We start from the raw sequence: 15595 nt of genomic DNA on the forward strand, positions 1-15595 counted from the left end.
ATTTTTAGTCTACATTTAGGCCCAAATCATACGATTTTATAACCAAATACTATAATTTGATTAGTAATAGTAGTGAAAAAAACATAAAACATACCTAGGTAATATAGCTAATGTTATTTTTTTACATAATTTGTTTAATAGTATGTATATCGTTATTATTTTATGTAACTAAAATAATTTAAAAGGAGATTGGAAATTATGTTTAAACCAAAAACAAGGAGAAGAGTAAAACAAATTACTGTAATTACAGCGGCCTGCACCATGCTTTCAATGTTTGGAACACCAATTTCTAGTACAGAGGCAGCAATTCGATCTCATGCCCCATCAGTCTATGTAACACCACAAAATACTGCTGCTTCAGATATTATTAGCATAGACTGGTCACCAGTCCAAACGGCACCTTATACGTATTGGGCTGTACATAACTGGAATCAGGGAGGAGAGGGTGGCGGTTATGCTGGCTTCCAACAACAAAGCGGTTTTGATCAAACCGGTAAACGTACCCTTCACTTTGCACTTTGGGATCCAATAGCATCAAACCAAGCAATAAAAGCTGAATATTTATCGCCGACTTCAGAAGCCAGTAGATTTGGTGGAGAAGGAACAGGTCTAAAGGTACAAACAACTTATAATTGGAAAGATAGTGAATGGTATCGAATGACTCTACGTTCTTGGCAAGAAGATGGCCATACAAAGTTTGGCCAGTGGATAAAAGATAATAAATTAAATCAATGGAAGTTAGTTGCTATTATGGACCATCCAGTTGCGAATGTTGCATTTAACTATGGTCTATCGATGTTTCAAGAGGACTGGGCTGGTAATGGACAAGATGTAAGAGAAGCACGTCTTAAAAATGGATACAGCAGAAAAGTTTCAGATAAACAATGGAACTCTTGGAATAACCAGCGTATCTCTGGGCAACAGGATACGTCCTATCAATACGATGGAGGAGCAACTTCAGAATATCTATGGGTTAGGGCAGGAGGAAATACTCAATCAACTATTGGTACTGGAAAAACTTTTAATATAAATCAGCCTAGTCAACCAGAAATGGGAAATTTAGATTTTGATATTCAAAATATTCGCTTTGAAGCTGGAAAATTAAATGTTTCATGGAAATTGAAAGAACAAAGTACTCCACAGTTTAAAGGGAAAATTGAAATCTATGACAATGAAAAGTTAATGGGACAACCTTTGAAAGTAATCGATAATATTAAGTCCTACCAAACTGAGGTAAGTCAAACTATGCAATTGCCTCAAACGGCTTTTGCTAAAATTACATTAACAGACATATTTGATCGAACTGCAGAGAAAAAAGTAGAAATTACAAATGGAAATTCTGATATTTTAGTAGGGAATCAATTTGCATGGTCCCTAAAGGGATATAGTGATAGAGAAATTGCAAAAGTGGATTATAATAAAGCGGCAGAAGAGCTGAAAATCAAATTAGAAGCTGGTGTACCGCATTCTTATTTCAATAGCACATATGCAAGTATTAAAGTCCAGAACTCATCTGGTAGCGTTATATACAATAAGGAAATCGTGGGGAATAGACAACAAAATGCCGAAACCCAAACTGTGTCTGTAAAAGTGGGAAATTACATTGAATTAACTCATATAGAAGGAGACGCAGTAAAGGAAAAAACACGCGCAACATTAACGAATCTTGAAAATAACAAAAATGAGACTATTGGAAAGACAGCGAGGTATCAGGTTACAAAAGAGGGATTAAAGAAAGTAGAAAAAATGCCAGAGACAACAATTCTAGATGGAAAACAATTTGCATGGTCATTAAAAGGATATAGTGATAGAGAAATTGCAAAAGTAGATTATAATAAAACAACAGAAGAGCTGAAAGTCAAATTAGAAGCTGGCGTACCGCATTCTTACTTTAATAGTACATATGCAAGTATTAAAGTCCAGAACTCATCCGGTAGCGTTATCTACAATAAGGAAATCATGGGAAATAGACAACAAAATGCGGAAACCCAAACAGTACCTATAAAAGTAGGAGATTATATAGAATTTACTCATATAGAAGGGGAAGCAGCTAAGGAAAAAACACGAGCGACTTTAACTAACCTTGAGAATGGAAAACAGGAATATATAGGCAAGAAAAGAACATATCAGGTTACATCTACAGGATTAATAATACAATAAATGTATAAAAAAGTTGGGGGAATCCTCAACTTTTTTATTGTGGTCCACATTTCTGGAGAAATTGTAGGATTAATTTGTGCCTCTACAACTCAAATAGGAATTGATAATAATATTGAGGAAATTCGCACCAAAGGTTCTTATAATATCTTAATTCAATAGATAGTTACGTCCACATAATCCTTTAAGTTTCAAAACTGTCACTTTACCTATAAGTTGGCCGTAGTTGGAAGCATAAGTTGACCAGAAAACACTTATTTTTGCAAATAATTATCTAGTTATTTAACGGAATTGGAAACATAAATTGGCCGTAAGTTAATTATTAACCCATAAGCTGGTCGTGTGTTTTATTCATGTAGCTTTGGAATAATATTTGGTTAAATTGATACTAATAACCTTAATATACGAGCAAGTGGAACTGACGCTTTCGTTAGTTAATAGGTCACTATGCTCTCTTGATATGCTTTCTTTACCCGTTTAATTTGAGCAAAGTGTCCTTGTATATGTTGAAGATCTTTCAATTGAAAATAACCTATAAATAATTTATAAATAAAGTTGTTCTTTGGCAGGTTTATCCAAATATATATAAATGTGAAAAAGTAAATTTTAATCTGACCAGAGGAGATGAAGAAATTGTTAAAAAAAGTCGGTATAGGAGTATTTTCTACAGCAATTGCATTAAGTGCCAGTATAGGTTTTTTCAGGTATTGTATCAGCAGATAGTCCATCTGCAAATGAACAAGTTAGGAATGGAGACTTTGAGGATGGGCTAAATAACTGGATTTTATCTAATCCTAATTCTTCTACCGAGAATATCGGCACTTCTGAACCAGGCAATCATTATCTCAAATTAATACATGCAGACACAGCCTATCAGCTTGTTACTGTAAAGCCGTATACAGAATATACATTAACATTTGATATAGCGGGAAGTATAGTTTCCCCATCAGAAGTAACAGTAGGTAATCTGAATGCCAATCAAGAAATCGTTCCATTAACAAAGAAGCAGTATACAGGATTTAAGCCGGAACATCATGAGATAAAGTTTAAAACAGGGGAAGATGTGTCAAACTTGCTTCTACAGCAAATGGGAGGGTTAAGTTTGATAATGTACAATTAAAGGAAAAGGAAAAATCTTATATTTTAAATGTTGATTTTGACCACAATTCAAGTTTAGAACCTCTTAAACCATATGGCTATATAAATTACAATATTGAAGAGCATGCAGGAGTAAATAATTCTAAAGGACTTCATTTAAGTGGATATAGCGGTGGATTTTTGGGGGACGTAACTTTGAAGCCTAATACTACATACATACTGTCCGCATCTGGAAAAGTAACTACTCCTGGTAGAAGTATATACGTATCAGTAGGGGGCCTGATGTAATAAAACCAGACGGCATTAGATTTACTTCCTCACAGTATGAACAAAAATCGTTCGAATTTACTACTCGAAATTATAGTTCTCCAAGTCCAAATATCAACATTTTTACTGATTCCGTATTACCAGGCGATGATAATGAATATCTTCATGCCTATATTGATGATATCGTACTAGTTGAAAAGTAGCCATATGCCTATAGACTTGAGACTTTGAAATGTATCCAAAACGAAGTTTGTTCTTTCTACATTTATTTATGGGAATTCAGCTCGTTTTTCATTTTGGGGTATTTGCAATTCTTAGGTTGATGGCAGTATGGACTGGATATATAAAAGATAGTAAAGAAAATTATATTAGTAGTAAAAATACGAAGATTGCTCAGTTGATTTATAAAGAAATGATGACTAATTCTGCTACAGATAAGTCGCAATTTAAAATGCCGAACAGTGTAGTTCAAGAAGGTAGCGAATTACGTATTAAAGGTGAGAAGCGTGATTCTTCTTCAAATACGAAAATAGCAAATACGACTGAACAGCCGAGTGAAAATAAGCAAAAAGAAAAGCAAAAGAAACAAGAAGAATTAAAGAAACCAGAAGAGCAAAAGCAAAGTGAGCCAAACAGTGGGAGTGGCGAAGGAAATACAAAGCCGCCAAACAATGGTAGTGACCAAGGAAATACAACACTGCCAAACAATGGGGATGGCCATGGAACGCCAATGCAACCAAGTAATGATGGGAATTCAAGAGAGAATCCAGCCAATAATGGTTAATAAGTAATATGAAGATATTGTTGGTCCTTTTGCAAATTTAAAAAAAGCATAAACAGATTAGTAAATGAGGAACAACGTTTAGGAAGTAGCTAGTAGTCGTTGAAGTACATTGTAAGTTGAAAGGGTGAAGTCTCTTTATATAGTACCCTTTAAATGAAAAATACGCTATTCTTTCTACAGAATTATAGGAAAGGATGGCGTTTTTCTATGTATTTATCGATTCGAGATGAATTTCACTTCTTCGGTGAATCTCTACATATTCTTCAACAACTTGCAAAAGAGCCGGGATTTATAAAACTTAAAAATAAGCATGGTGCACAAGACTGGGCTGCTTTATGTAATTTGGGTTAGTCAACATGTGGCATTATATAGATTCTAAAAAGTATAATTTTTTCCGGAACTCCAAATGTAACTTTCATCAATTCTGTTTTATTGACTAATCTTGAGAAAATATTAATTAAATTAAAAAAATAACATTTTTTCAATTTATTGTAATTATAATTAAAGGTATTCTGTTAGTCTTATTCAGATGTATCTCTCGATTTATTCCATGTATGAATCTAGTCTGGCTATCAACAGAATCTTCCACATACCATTGAAAAAGGGGGAAAGTTTATGCAAAGAATTTTTAAATTCCTGTTCATGTCCGTTTTTTCTTTAATTTGTGTTTTGTATTTTCAAACGAACGCTTTTGCCGCACCAGCATACGATGGAGTTGTCAAAATGAAGCAGCCTTCAGGCGAATCTTTTGAGGGCACGTTACATGGAGATGAATGGTTCCATTGGGTAAGTACAAAGGATGGCGACGTACTTTTACAAGATCAGAAGGGGTATTGGAATTACGCTGAGCTTACATCAGATGAACTGAAATCGACGGGGAAAAAATATAAAATTGATAAGAAGCCTTCAATGGCGGTAAATGAGAACAATTTGAACAAATGGATAAAGAAATACAACCCTCAAGCAAAGAAAAAACAGGAGCACATAAATAAATTACAAAAAGAATCACCAAAAAATATTGATGGAACTGTCACTCCCGTTTTAGGAACCAAAAAATTACTTGTTTTGTTGATTGGGTTTACAGATGTTGATATTGCATATAACGATAACGATTGGAGTAACAAATTCTTTTCTACAAATCAAAAGTCAGTAAAGAATTACTATAATGAAGTAAGTAATGGAAAAGTACAGATCACTCCAGCTTCCGAAGCATATGGTACGCAAAATGATGGGGTAGTTAAAATAAAATTAGACTACGCTCATCCGAGTACATCGGGAAAAAGCATGAGTACGGTTATAACAGATGCATTGGTTAAAGCTGATTCTCAAGTGAATTTTGCTAGTTTGGATACTAATAATGATCAAGTCATTGACTCTAAAGATGGCTTCTACATTGTAAGTTTTCTTGCTGGTAATGAACAGGCTGCTCCTGGTGCTCCACTTCCTTATATTTGGGCACATCAGTCGTATGCTCCCAATACAAATCACGATGGTGTTACTGTATCAGGCATGTATACGGCGCAGGGTGAAAAACAATATGGTCATATGGCAACGATTGGTATCCCTGCTCATGAGTTAGGTCATTCCTTTGGCCTGCCAGATCTATATGGTGATAATAATCATGTGGGTAGTCTAAGTATAATGGGTAATGGATCTTGGAATAGTCTTCAAGGAGAAGATTATGGAGCTACACCCGGTCATATGGATGCTTGGTCAAAAGTAAAATTAGGATTTGTAACACCAAATGTAGTAAATACCACTAACAATTTTACTCTAAATGCGATCCCAAATAACTATAATGTGTTAAAGATTCCTTTAAAGGATAATACGTATTTTTTAGTTGAGAATCGCGCAAAGGTTGGATATGATGCGAGCTTACCAACAAATTCTGGCGGTATTGCGGTTTGGCATATTGATGAATCCATGAATAATAATTCCAGTGATCCTCATCCTTTCATTGATATAGAGCAATCCATCAGTGAATACCAAGACCCGTTCTATTACACGAATCAAAATCATGCTGCTACCTTTGGTCCAGACACCAATCCGAATAGTAGTACCTACACGGGAGAAAAATCAGGAGTAACGATTACAACTACAAGTACAAGTAATTCTGCTATGAATGTAGCAGTCACAACAAAAGAAGCTAGTTTAATTCCGCAGACAAACTGGACACTAAAATATGTAGATAGCTATAATTGGTACAATTTAGGTGTGTATGCCTTTGACGGAAACAAAGACACATTTTGGCATACAAACTGGAGCCCTGTTGCTCCAATGCCACACGAGATTCAAATTGATTTGGGTACGACCTATAACCTCTCCAAATTCAGCTACCTGCCAAGGCAAGACGGCCAAATAAATGGGACGATTAAGGACTATGAGTTTTACGTCAGTGGTGATGGAGTGAATTGGGGAACAGCTGTGTCCATAGGTGCTTTTGCAAATAATACTAATTTGAAAGAAGTCAGCTTTGCAAACAAAACAGGTCGTTATATTAGACTACGTGCATTAAGCGAGGTAAATAATAATCCATGGACATGTGCGGCTGAAATTAATGTATTTGGAGTGGCTCAATAATATATTTGTGAGTAGCTATTTAAATCATTGATACGCTACTCCAAAGGGTTATCATCTGCGGAGAGTTTCGTTCGGCATTTGATAACCTTTTTATCCTATACTAGCCAATATGTAAAAGAAAAACTCGGATTGATAAAATTCACTTTCTTAGCTTAGTTTAATTCTTTTCGTAAACATATTTAAAGACATCTCATATTAATGTCAAATGAAAATTTCAGATGAAGTGAAAAAATACTATGTAAGCAAAATAGGAAAAAAGTTTGGCAAAATAGAAAGTGAATTTGAGATGCAAATATCCAGCAATGAGTGGCAGCAAGTATTAGAAGAAAAGTAAATAAAAATAGGAGGCGCATTTCAAATGTAACTTACAAGAAGATATGTATGAACAATTAAAAGAGAGGTCATCACTATATTTTTAAAAAGTAGGGTTCCCTTACGTGTTAAGACCCTTTCAACAGATAAATTTACTGTAGATGGTTTATGGTAGGAAACAAGTAGTCTACAAATGAATAATCTCTTGAATTATTAAAAAAAATGGGTTCCAGTTGCAGAATTCTTATTATAAGGATACTTTTTTGATATCAAAAATATACAAAGTAAAAAGATAAGATCGGCGAACACGATCTTATCTTTAGCACAAGGAGTAAACAAAAAATATAACCATTATATTTTTATTATGCTTAAATTTTTGCTGATTCTTAATATTAAAAACATAATCAACAAGATTATTTATATTGAGAAAGTAATTACAAATCTTGTTGTAAATATTTTTAAAAAATGAAAGTAAACTTTCACTTTCCTCAAACCATTGACTTAATAGAATTTTATTATCGAATTTTTTTAATGTCTTGAATAATTTCGTCATAAGGAGTATTTTCGACACCTGAATATTTTTTTAGAACTTTTCCATTTTTGTCAATAAGATAAAAACTTGTGCCATGTATAACTTGTGTATCATTTTCTGGCTTAGTTACAAGTGATTGGAAGTTTTCTTTAGCAAACTTTTCAATATCTGCTCTTTTATATCCCGTGAGGAAATGAGTCCTACTTCCATCCATTTCATAGATTTTCAAAAATTCTGTTATTTTTTCTGGTGTGTCTACTTCAGGATCAACACTAAATGATACAAATTCTACATCTTTAATCCCGTCCGTATTCAACATTCTCTGGAGTTTTGCCATATTTGCTGTCATAGGTGGACAAACTGTTTGGCAATTTGTAAAGAAGAAATCAGCTACCCAAATTTTATCTTGTAACTCAGCTGATCCAAATTGCTTCCCATTTTGATCTGTAAATGAGAACTTCTGCACATCCCAATTTAGTGAATTGTTGAGTTCTGCATCTTTGCATGCTCCTAGAGCTATAACTGTGAATATAAGTATAAGTATAAGTGATCTAATGAAATTCATTTTTTTCATATGTATTTATCTCCTTTCAATTTTTATAGATTTTACGGAATGGTTATATGAACTACCCAACACTCGGTAGTATTTACTTTGGTTAAATTTTATTTTTGATAGCTATCGAATTAATCTTAACACAGCCGAATGAACCATCATGTTCCATAGTATTTATATTACTATTTATAATAATACTATTATGCATATAGCTTCCTTTTTGATGTTTATAGTTCACAAGACCACTTATAATTAAGATTGTTAGATGTGTCATTATTACATACATTGCCTCTTTATTTCACGATTCATAATAAAAGGTGAAGTAAAACAAGGAGATATTATTTAGTAATTTTTTATACAAACCTCTATATCTGATAAGAAGTATGGTATGTAAGGAAAAATAGATAGGTCATTCAAGGACTTGTTGACTATGCTAATAATAGATCCATCTCAGTATGATTCTTGAATTATTACCCTTCATAAGAGTGAAAAAACATCATACATTTGGATAACGTATTAAAAATAGAGTTAACTATAGTATAATTTAAAGATTAAATTATACATATTGAGAAAATATTTTAGAGATTGAATATTAAGATTTCTCCTATTAAAATGAAATTTGAAATGAAAGGATAATCTGTAAGCATGTCCCTTATGTAGAAAAGAGATAGGATTATTTCTATCTTGTTTTGTTATGCTTGCAGTTTATATATCTTTAATTAATTTTTCAGACACATGTGAAGAAATTTAGATTATACCTGATATATTCCTTTTATTAAGTTAAATTAGTTAATTGATTCTAGAATTTTATAACATTAGGAGGATACAAGTGAAAAATTATCAACTTACTCAGATTTTAAGAGAAAAAAGAAACATTGACAAAAATTATTATGAATTTTTGCATGAAACAGATTTAAGTATGGGAATTTATGAATTGAAAGCAGGATCTTTAGATATGCAACAACCACATACAGAAGATGAAGTATATTATATTATCAATGGCAGAGCACAACTTGAAGTAGAGAGTGAAAATATTTTTGTTGAATCTGGTTCTATTATTTATGTAAAGGCTAACATGAAACATAGATTTCATACTATTAAAGAAGATCTAACGGTACTTGTTTTCTTTGCACCTGCTGAATACTCTTGCGAAAAAGATTTTAAATTACAACGATAATTGCATAATAAGAAAGGTAAAAATAAATGTCTTTTTATCAAATTTGTTTAAATTAGACAACTACTAATTATAAGCAGGTATGTTATTCCATTAAAGAAAAATAAATTTTATCAATAAATAATAATTAATAGAAAAAAACATAAATGTTAAAATAAGTAAATTTATGTTTAAAAAAGGTAAACTATATAGCGTTTTAATGAATTTTTGTTTTTTTTTCAAGTAAAAATATCTAGTTGTATGCCTTTCAATATGAGATATTTTTGGTATTTTTTTACATAAAAATATATTTACGGAAAAATATTTCTAAATATTTCTAATCTATTGAACAATCAAAAGTTTTAGTATACGATTACAACGTGATATCAACATATACAGAGAAGAAAAGGAGATTACATATGAAAAATAAAAAAATTGGAATCATCATGAGAAAAGGTTATAGCATTCATGGTGATCATATTGAAACTGCTGGAAGAATATCTGATGAACTTTACTTGTTTACGAGTGTACCAAGTAAAACAATGGATGCGCGCTTTAAAGAAGTAATTGTACTTGAAGAGGCTTCTGAAATAGATGCTGAAAATTATATTTTTACAAAAGGAAAAGATATAGGAATTAGTTTTTTTGTGACTTGGCAAGAAACTGATATTGTCTTAACTGCTAAAATTAATGAACGCTTTGAAAATAAGGCGTTATCTGTTGAAGCTGCTACGACATCTCGAGATAAATCAAAGCAGAGAGAGTTTATGTTAAAGAATTCTATTGCTAGTCCTAAATTTGCAAAAATTAATTCTATAGAGGATGCAGAGAAAGAAATAGAAAATATTCCTTTCCCTGTAATCATTAAGCCTACTATGGCCGCTAGCAGTGAATCTGTATATTTAGTTAACAGTTTAGAAGAATTGAATAATTCATTAGAAAAAATTATTAATCTTTCTAAAACAAATAAAGGATTCTATTTTAACCAAACACAACAATGTGTGGCATTAGTAGAAGAATTTCTGACTGGGGAAGAAATTACAGTTGATGGAGTCGTTTTAAATGGAGAATTTTACCTTGGTGGAATTCACAATAAAAATAAAATGATGGGTCCATATTTCGAGGAAGATGAATACACTTTACCGTATGTTGGTGTAGATGAAGACATAGTTGTTAGTATTGCTAAAGAAATATGTGGAAAATTAGCTATTGAAAACAGTTTATTTAATGTAGAACTACGCCGAGATACGCAAGGGAATTTTAAAGTTGTAGAATTTAGTACTAGAATCAGTGGTGGGCATGTTTATCGTAATATACGTGATGTACATGGTATTGATTTAGTAGCCGTTAATATTCTTGGTTTATTAGATTGTAATGGGGATATTTTGGAATTCTTCTTAACTAGATCTACAACACCAAAATCTTGTACTTGTATTAAATTTGTATATAGATCTGGAATAATAAAGAAAAATGAATTGGGAATTGTTGCTGAACAGCCAGAGTATAAGGCTTACTATCCTGTAGCTAAAGTAGGATCTGAAGTATATCATGCTCCAAAAGGATTTGATATAACGGGATTACTTTCATTAAGAGCACCATATAAAGATAAATCTGATGTAGAAAAATTGCGCAAAAGAGCTAGAGAATTAGATAATCAATTAGATATAGAATTAGAAATTCCAGTTCATGCATAAAAACTTTAGTAAATCTGGTTGTTATATTCCTTGTTTAAATGAGGAATATAACCGCTAGATTTATCGATAAATTATTGAATAGTACCAAATTATAACCAAGTAATCCAATGTGTATAATTATAGAAATGGAGTGGAAAACACTATGAATAAAAGAGTATCTATTTTGGGAGCACCTACTTACTTCGGAGCTAGTATAGGAGGGGTTGACCTTGGACCATATGTTGTAAGATATGGCGGTATGTCGAAACAATTAACTGAAATCGGAATTGATTTTGTTGATCTAGGAGACATTTCTCTTCCTTCAACCAATAATAAAAATTATGGAATTGTCAAACAAGAGTTTTCAAATGAAGTAATTGATATATGTAAAAATATTGCTTCAACAGTTGAGAACGAATTGGAAAAAGGGCATTTCCCATTAGTTTTAGGTGGAGATCATAGTATTGCAATTGGGACTGTAACTGGAATTCTTAGAAAAACACAACGATTAGGAGTAATTTGGTTTGATGCTCATGGGGATGCAAATACATTTGAAACATCGATTTCTGGTAATATTCATGGGATGTCTTTAGCAATTCTCTTAGGATACGGTAACGAAAAATTTAAAGATTTTCTAGAGAAAGAAACTAAAATTAATCCAAAGAATATCGTACAAATAGGAATTCGTGATTTAGACCCGGGGGAAGAAGAGTTTCTCAAAAATTTAGGAGTAACAATTTTTACAGCAGACGATGTGAGAAAGCATGGAATAAAATACATTATGGAAAAGGCGATTAAGATTCTCAATAATAATACAGATGCAGTTCATCTAACATTTGATTTAGATGCTTTAGATCCTGAATTTGCTCCTGGAGGAGGATTAGCTGTTCCACATGGTTTAAGTTTAGATGATACAAAAGAGGCAATTGATATGTTAAAAAATAATACAAACCTAATAGCGGCAGAGTTCACGGAAATAAACCCTATATTAGATAAAGATAATATTACTGTCAACACAACAATTGAACTTATTACTGGACTTTTAAGTAAGAAGGTTACTATGTCTAAATAAAATGTTTTTTGAAATTAATTTTAAAAATATAAAAAACTAAAATTATATACGAGAATTTAAAAAAACGAAAAGGACGAGTCAAATGAATAATAAAATCTATGATGTTATTGGAATTGGATTTGGACCAGCTAACCTAGCTTTAGCAACTGCTATAGAAGAAGAAAATAGTTCAATGGAAAGAATCTTTCTGGAAGAAAAAACGCACTATCAATGGCATCCTGGAATGCTTTTAGATAATACAAATATTCAAATTTCATTTTTGAAAGACCTTGTAACTCTAAAAAATCCTAAAAGTAAATTCTCATTTTTAAATTATTTACATGAAAATGAGAGACTAAGCGATTTTATTAATCTCTCAGAGTTTTATCCGTCAAGACTTGAATACAATGATTATATGTCTTGGGTTGCCTCTCAATTAGAAGAACACGTTTATTATAGTAGATCGGTAGTTTCAGTAGACCCTGTTATGTCTGAAAATTCTGTTGAATTATTAGAAGTTATTGTGCAAAATACAGAAACTAATCAATTAGAGAGCTATATTACTAAAAATATTGTTTTGGCTACGGGTGGAACACCAAGAACTCCAGTAAATATTGAAATGAATAATAGTAGAGTATTTCACTCTAGTCAATTTAAAAATAAAATTAATAATTTCAAACAAGATGATGCTCATAAGTTTTTAGTTGTAGGATCAGGACAAAGTTCAGCTGAATTATTTTTCCATCTAATCAATAATTATCCGAAATCAGATATCACTGCAACAATGAGACCTTTCTCATATAAAGCTGTAAATGAAAGTAAGCTTGTTAATCGTATATTTGATGCTAATATGATTGATTTTATTTATTCTTTACCAGAAAAAAATCGAGATGCTTTATTAAAACACCACAGTGATACTAATTATGCAGCTGCGGATGGAAGTTTAATTAGTCAAATTAATAAAGCTTTATATAACCAAAAATTCCATGGAGAAGATCGTTTTAGAATAAAGCCATTTTTAGAATTAACTGAGATAAAAACACTGTCTGATAAAGCTGTTGTTTATTACAAAGACATAGTTAAACATACAGAGATTGTTATTGAAGCTGATGCTGTAATTCTTGCTACTGGATACGAAAGTAAAAAGAACCATCCTTTATTAAAAAATCTTAACTCGTACATTTCAGATAATATTGAAGTTTCCCGAAATTATCGTTTAGAAACAACGGATAAATTTAAACCTGGTATTTATTTGCAGGGTGTAAATGAAAGCACTCATGGACTTAGTGACACTTTATTATCTAATTTATCTATTCGATCAAATGAAATTTTAAAAACCGTACAAGAATATAATTCATTAACAGAAGAAAAAACTAAAAACGTAGTTTCATAATATAGGGGGTCTAAAGATGCATATTGAAAAGATAAATCCACAGATTTTTACAAATGAATATGATATTATGTGTCAACGATTATTTCCGCATTCTAATAAATTGTATGATTCACCATTTGGTGCAATGTGGGGAATCATAGAGCCTGGAGAAATTTCTAAAATTCATGGACATCATGAAGTTGAAACTTTTATTATCTTTAAGGGTGAAGGAATAGTTAAAGTGGGTAAAAAAGAAGAACCTGTTATGCAAGGGGACGCCATCTTTATTCCACCATTTGAAGAACATAGTTTGAAAAATACATCAGATGAAAAATTGATATTCTTCACCATATGGTGGGAAAATACTTTTAGTGAAAAAAATAGCAAAAAGTTAAATTCAGATAAAAAGAAGTATTTAATAACGGCTACACCACCAACACCTAATGGTGATTTACATGTGGGGCACCTATCTGGTCCATATACAGGAGCTGACATTTTAACTAGATATTTAAAACTTAAAGGGAACGAAGTCTTTTATATGAGTGGAGCGGATGATCATCAAAGCTATGTACCGTTTAAGGCGGGACAATTAGAAAAATCTCCTAGAGAAACGGCAGATCATTTTGCTAATGAAATTGAAAAAACATTAAGACTAGCAAAAATTAATCCAGATATTTTTGTCAAACCTCATTTTTCAACATTTCATATTGAGTTTGTCAAAGAGTTTTTTGAAAAACTGTGGAATGAAGGTAAATTAGTAGAAAAAGAAGTCGACATTCTATTCTGTAAGCAATGCGATAAGCACCTTTATGAAGCTTATGTGAGAGGTAATTGCCCACATTGTAATGAATTATCAGATGGTAACGCCTGTGAAAAATGTGGTAGACCTAATTTGTGTATTGATTTATTAAACCCAACCTGTAAATGTTGTGGCAGCAAACCAGAGAAATCTAAAATTAAACAACTATTTTTCCCATTAAGTAATTATAAAACACAATTAAAACAGTACTACAAAGAATTAAAAATAGGGCCACATTTAACGGCATTATGTGAGACAATGCTAGATGAGGATTTGCCTGATATTCCCATTTCGCATGTATCTGATTGGGGAATTCCAGTTCCGGTAGAAGGATATGAAAATCAAACTATATATGTATGGTTTGAAATGGCACCTGGATATTTATCCGCAACAAACGAATTAATTCAGGATAAAAATCTTTCGTATACGTTAAGAGATTTTTGGAATAATCAAGATACAACTATCATTAATTTCTTTGGATATGATAATGGTTATTTCCATTCAGTGCTTTTCCCTGCTATTTGGCTAGCATATAGTGAAGATATAACTCTTCCTAAAACAATGATAACGAATGAATTTTATCAACTAGAGGGTCTTAAGTTTTCAACAAGCAGGGGACATGCTGTATGGGGCAAAGAATTATTAGAAAATGCTTCACATGATGTTGTAAGGTATTATTTATCTTATAGTAGGCCGGAAACAGTTGAAACAAACTTCACTATGGAAGATTTTAATCATATTGTAGATACGAACTTAAACCAAGAATGGGAATCTTGGTTACATGATTTAAAATGCAAGTTAGAAGCAGAGTTTCCAAATGGTGCTCCAGAATTAGAGACATTATCAGGTAACTATTTAATGTATTATCAACATGTAAATCGAATTATAAATGAAATTATGAATGCATATGAACCAAATACATTTTCACCCCAAAAGGTAGTTAGATTATTAAATGAATTAGTTAGAATTGTTAAGAAATTATCGGCGGGAGAAGAGTTTTTAACGGTATTAAAGAATAATCAACAAAGAAGAAATACTGCTATTGCACTAGAATTATATACTGCGAAAATTTTAGCATTATTTTCTAGCCCAATCATGCCTACATTTGGTAAAATGCTATGGGGGGATTTGGGATTTAATATTGAAATGCAGTTGGATGAAGAAGTAAACTTTTTGCCTGCTGGACAGAAAGTAAATCTTCAAAAGAATTATTTTTCAAAAACAAACGACAGTTTTTATCTTCAGAATATTTGATAATATAAGG

General features: G+C 31.9%; 10 protein-coding genes and 3 pseudogenes. 12 read left to right on the forward strand and 1 reads right to left on the reverse strand.

What is annotated here, in order from left to right:
* Nucleotides 1–198: 198 nt before the first annotated feature.
* From JFU20_RS02275 to JFU20_RS30045, 7 genes and pseudogenes are all read left to right on the forward strand, one after another.
* Nucleotides 199–2160: a DUF3472 domain-containing protein gene (locus JFU20_RS02275; protein ID WP_078205057.1), complete on the forward strand. Its 1962-nt coding sequence runs from the start codon at nt 199–201 to the stop codon at nt 2158–2160.
* 630 nt (nt 2161–2790) lie between these two features.
* Nucleotides 2791–3725 (forward strand): annotated as a pseudogene (locus tag JFU20_RS30040) (carbohydrate binding domain-containing protein).
* Nucleotides 3726–3844: 119 nt separating this feature from the next.
* A pseudogene (locus tag JFU20_RS02280) lies at nt 3845–4306 on the forward strand (penicillin-binding protein); the annotation flags it as partial.
* A gap of 153 nt (nt 4307–4459) precedes the next feature.
* Nucleotides 4460–4657: a hypothetical protein gene (locus JFU20_RS02285; protein WP_373696013.1), complete on the forward strand. Its 198-nt coding sequence runs from the start codon at nt 4460–4462 to the stop codon at nt 4655–4657.
* A gap of 264 nt (nt 4658–4921) precedes the next feature.
* The gene (locus JFU20_RS02290) at nt 4922–6886 is read left to right on the forward strand and encodes a M6 family metalloprotease domain-containing protein (protein ID WP_078205058.1); all 1965 of its coding nucleotides are present in this window, start codon (nt 4922–4924) and stop codon (nt 6884–6886) included.
* Nucleotides 6887–7091: 205 nt separating this feature from the next.
* Nucleotides 7092–7220 (forward strand): hypothetical protein, encoded by a 129-nt coding sequence (locus JFU20_RS30385; protein ID WP_274606592.1) that lies wholly within the window; start codon nt 7092–7094, stop codon nt 7218–7220.
* Between the two features lie 43 nt (nt 7221–7263).
* A pseudogene (locus tag JFU20_RS30045) lies at nt 7264–7395 on the forward strand (LSm family protein).
* A 318-nt stretch (nt 7396–7713) separates the two neighbouring features.
* Here the strand turns inward: JFU20_RS30045 and JFU20_RS02295 are convergent.
* A complete protein-coding gene (locus tag JFU20_RS02295; RefSeq protein WP_078205059.1) occupies nt 7714–8304 on the reverse strand; it encodes an SCO family protein in 591 nt (196 codons plus the stop codon).
* A gap of 808 nt (nt 8305–9112) precedes the next feature.
* Here JFU20_RS02295 and JFU20_RS02300 point away from each other — a divergent pair.
* From JFU20_RS02300 to JFU20_RS02320, 5 genes are all read left to right on the forward strand, one after another.
* Nucleotides 9113–9460 (forward strand): cupin domain-containing protein, encoded by a 348-nt coding sequence (locus JFU20_RS02300; RefSeq protein ID WP_078205060.1) that lies wholly within the window; start codon nt 9113–9115, stop codon nt 9458–9460.
* A gap of 395 nt (nt 9461–9855) precedes the next feature.
* Nucleotides 9856–11130: an ATP-grasp domain-containing protein gene (locus JFU20_RS02305; protein WP_078205061.1), complete on the forward strand. Its 1275-nt coding sequence runs from the start codon at nt 9856–9858 to the stop codon at nt 11128–11130.
* 142 nt (nt 11131–11272) lie between these two features.
* Nucleotides 11273–12181, forward strand: coding sequence for an arginase (gene rocF / locus JFU20_RS02310; RefSeq protein ID WP_078205062.1), 909 nt, complete (start codon nt 11273–11275; stop codon nt 12179–12181).
* A gap of 82 nt (nt 12182–12263) precedes the next feature.
* A complete protein-coding gene (locus tag JFU20_RS02315; RefSeq protein WP_002191545.1) occupies nt 12264–13553 on the forward strand; it encodes a lysine N(6)-hydroxylase/L-ornithine N(5)-oxygenase family protein in 1290 nt (429 codons plus the stop codon).
* Nucleotides 13554–13569: 16 nt separating this feature from the next.
* Nucleotides 13570–15585, forward strand: a complete 2016-nt coding sequence (locus tag JFU20_RS02320) for a class I tRNA ligase family protein (RefSeq protein ID WP_078205063.1) — start codon at nt 13570–13572, stop codon at nt 15583–15585.
* The last annotated feature ends 10 nt before the right edge of the window (nt 15586–15595 follow it).

It is taken from the genome of Bacillus sp. TH30, from assembly GCF_016650875.1.
Taxonomy (GTDB): Bacteria; Bacillota; Bacilli; order Bacillales; family Bacillaceae_G; genus Bacillus_A; species Bacillus_A mycoides.

Excerpts from the sequence above, each read along its gene's own strand:
- JFU20_RS02275 (WP_078205057.1), top strand. The coding sequence starts at position 199 with ATGTTTAAACCAAAAACAAGGAGAAGAGTAAAACAAATTACTGTAATT.
- JFU20_RS02285 (WP_373696013.1), top strand. The coding sequence starts at position 4,460 with ATGAAAAATACGCTATTCTTTCTACAGAATTATAGGAAAGGATGGCGT.
- JFU20_RS02290 (WP_078205058.1), top strand. The coding sequence starts at position 4,922 with ATGCAAAGAATTTTTAAATTCCTGTTCATGTCCGTTTTTTCTTTAATT.
- JFU20_RS30385 (WP_274606592.1), top strand. The coding sequence starts at position 7,092 with ATGAAAATTTCAGATGAAGTGAAAAAATACTATGTAAGCAAAATAGGA.
- JFU20_RS02295 (WP_078205059.1), bottom strand. The coding sequence starts at position 8,304 with ATGAAAAAAATGAATTTCATTAGATCACTTATACTTATACTTATATTC.
- JFU20_RS02305 (WP_078205061.1), top strand. The coding sequence starts at position 9,856 with ATGAAAAATAAAAAAATTGGAATCATCATGAGAAAAGGTTATAGCATT.
- rocF (WP_078205062.1), top strand. The coding sequence starts at position 11,273 with ATGAATAAAAGAGTATCTATTTTGGGAGCACCTACTTACTTCGGAGCT.
- JFU20_RS02315 (WP_002191545.1), top strand. The coding sequence starts at position 12,264 with ATGAATAATAAAATCTATGATGTTATTGGAATTGGATTTGGACCAGCT.
- JFU20_RS02320 (WP_078205063.1), top strand. The coding sequence starts at position 13,570 with ATGCATATTGAAAAGATAAATCCACAGATTTTTACAAATGAATATGAT.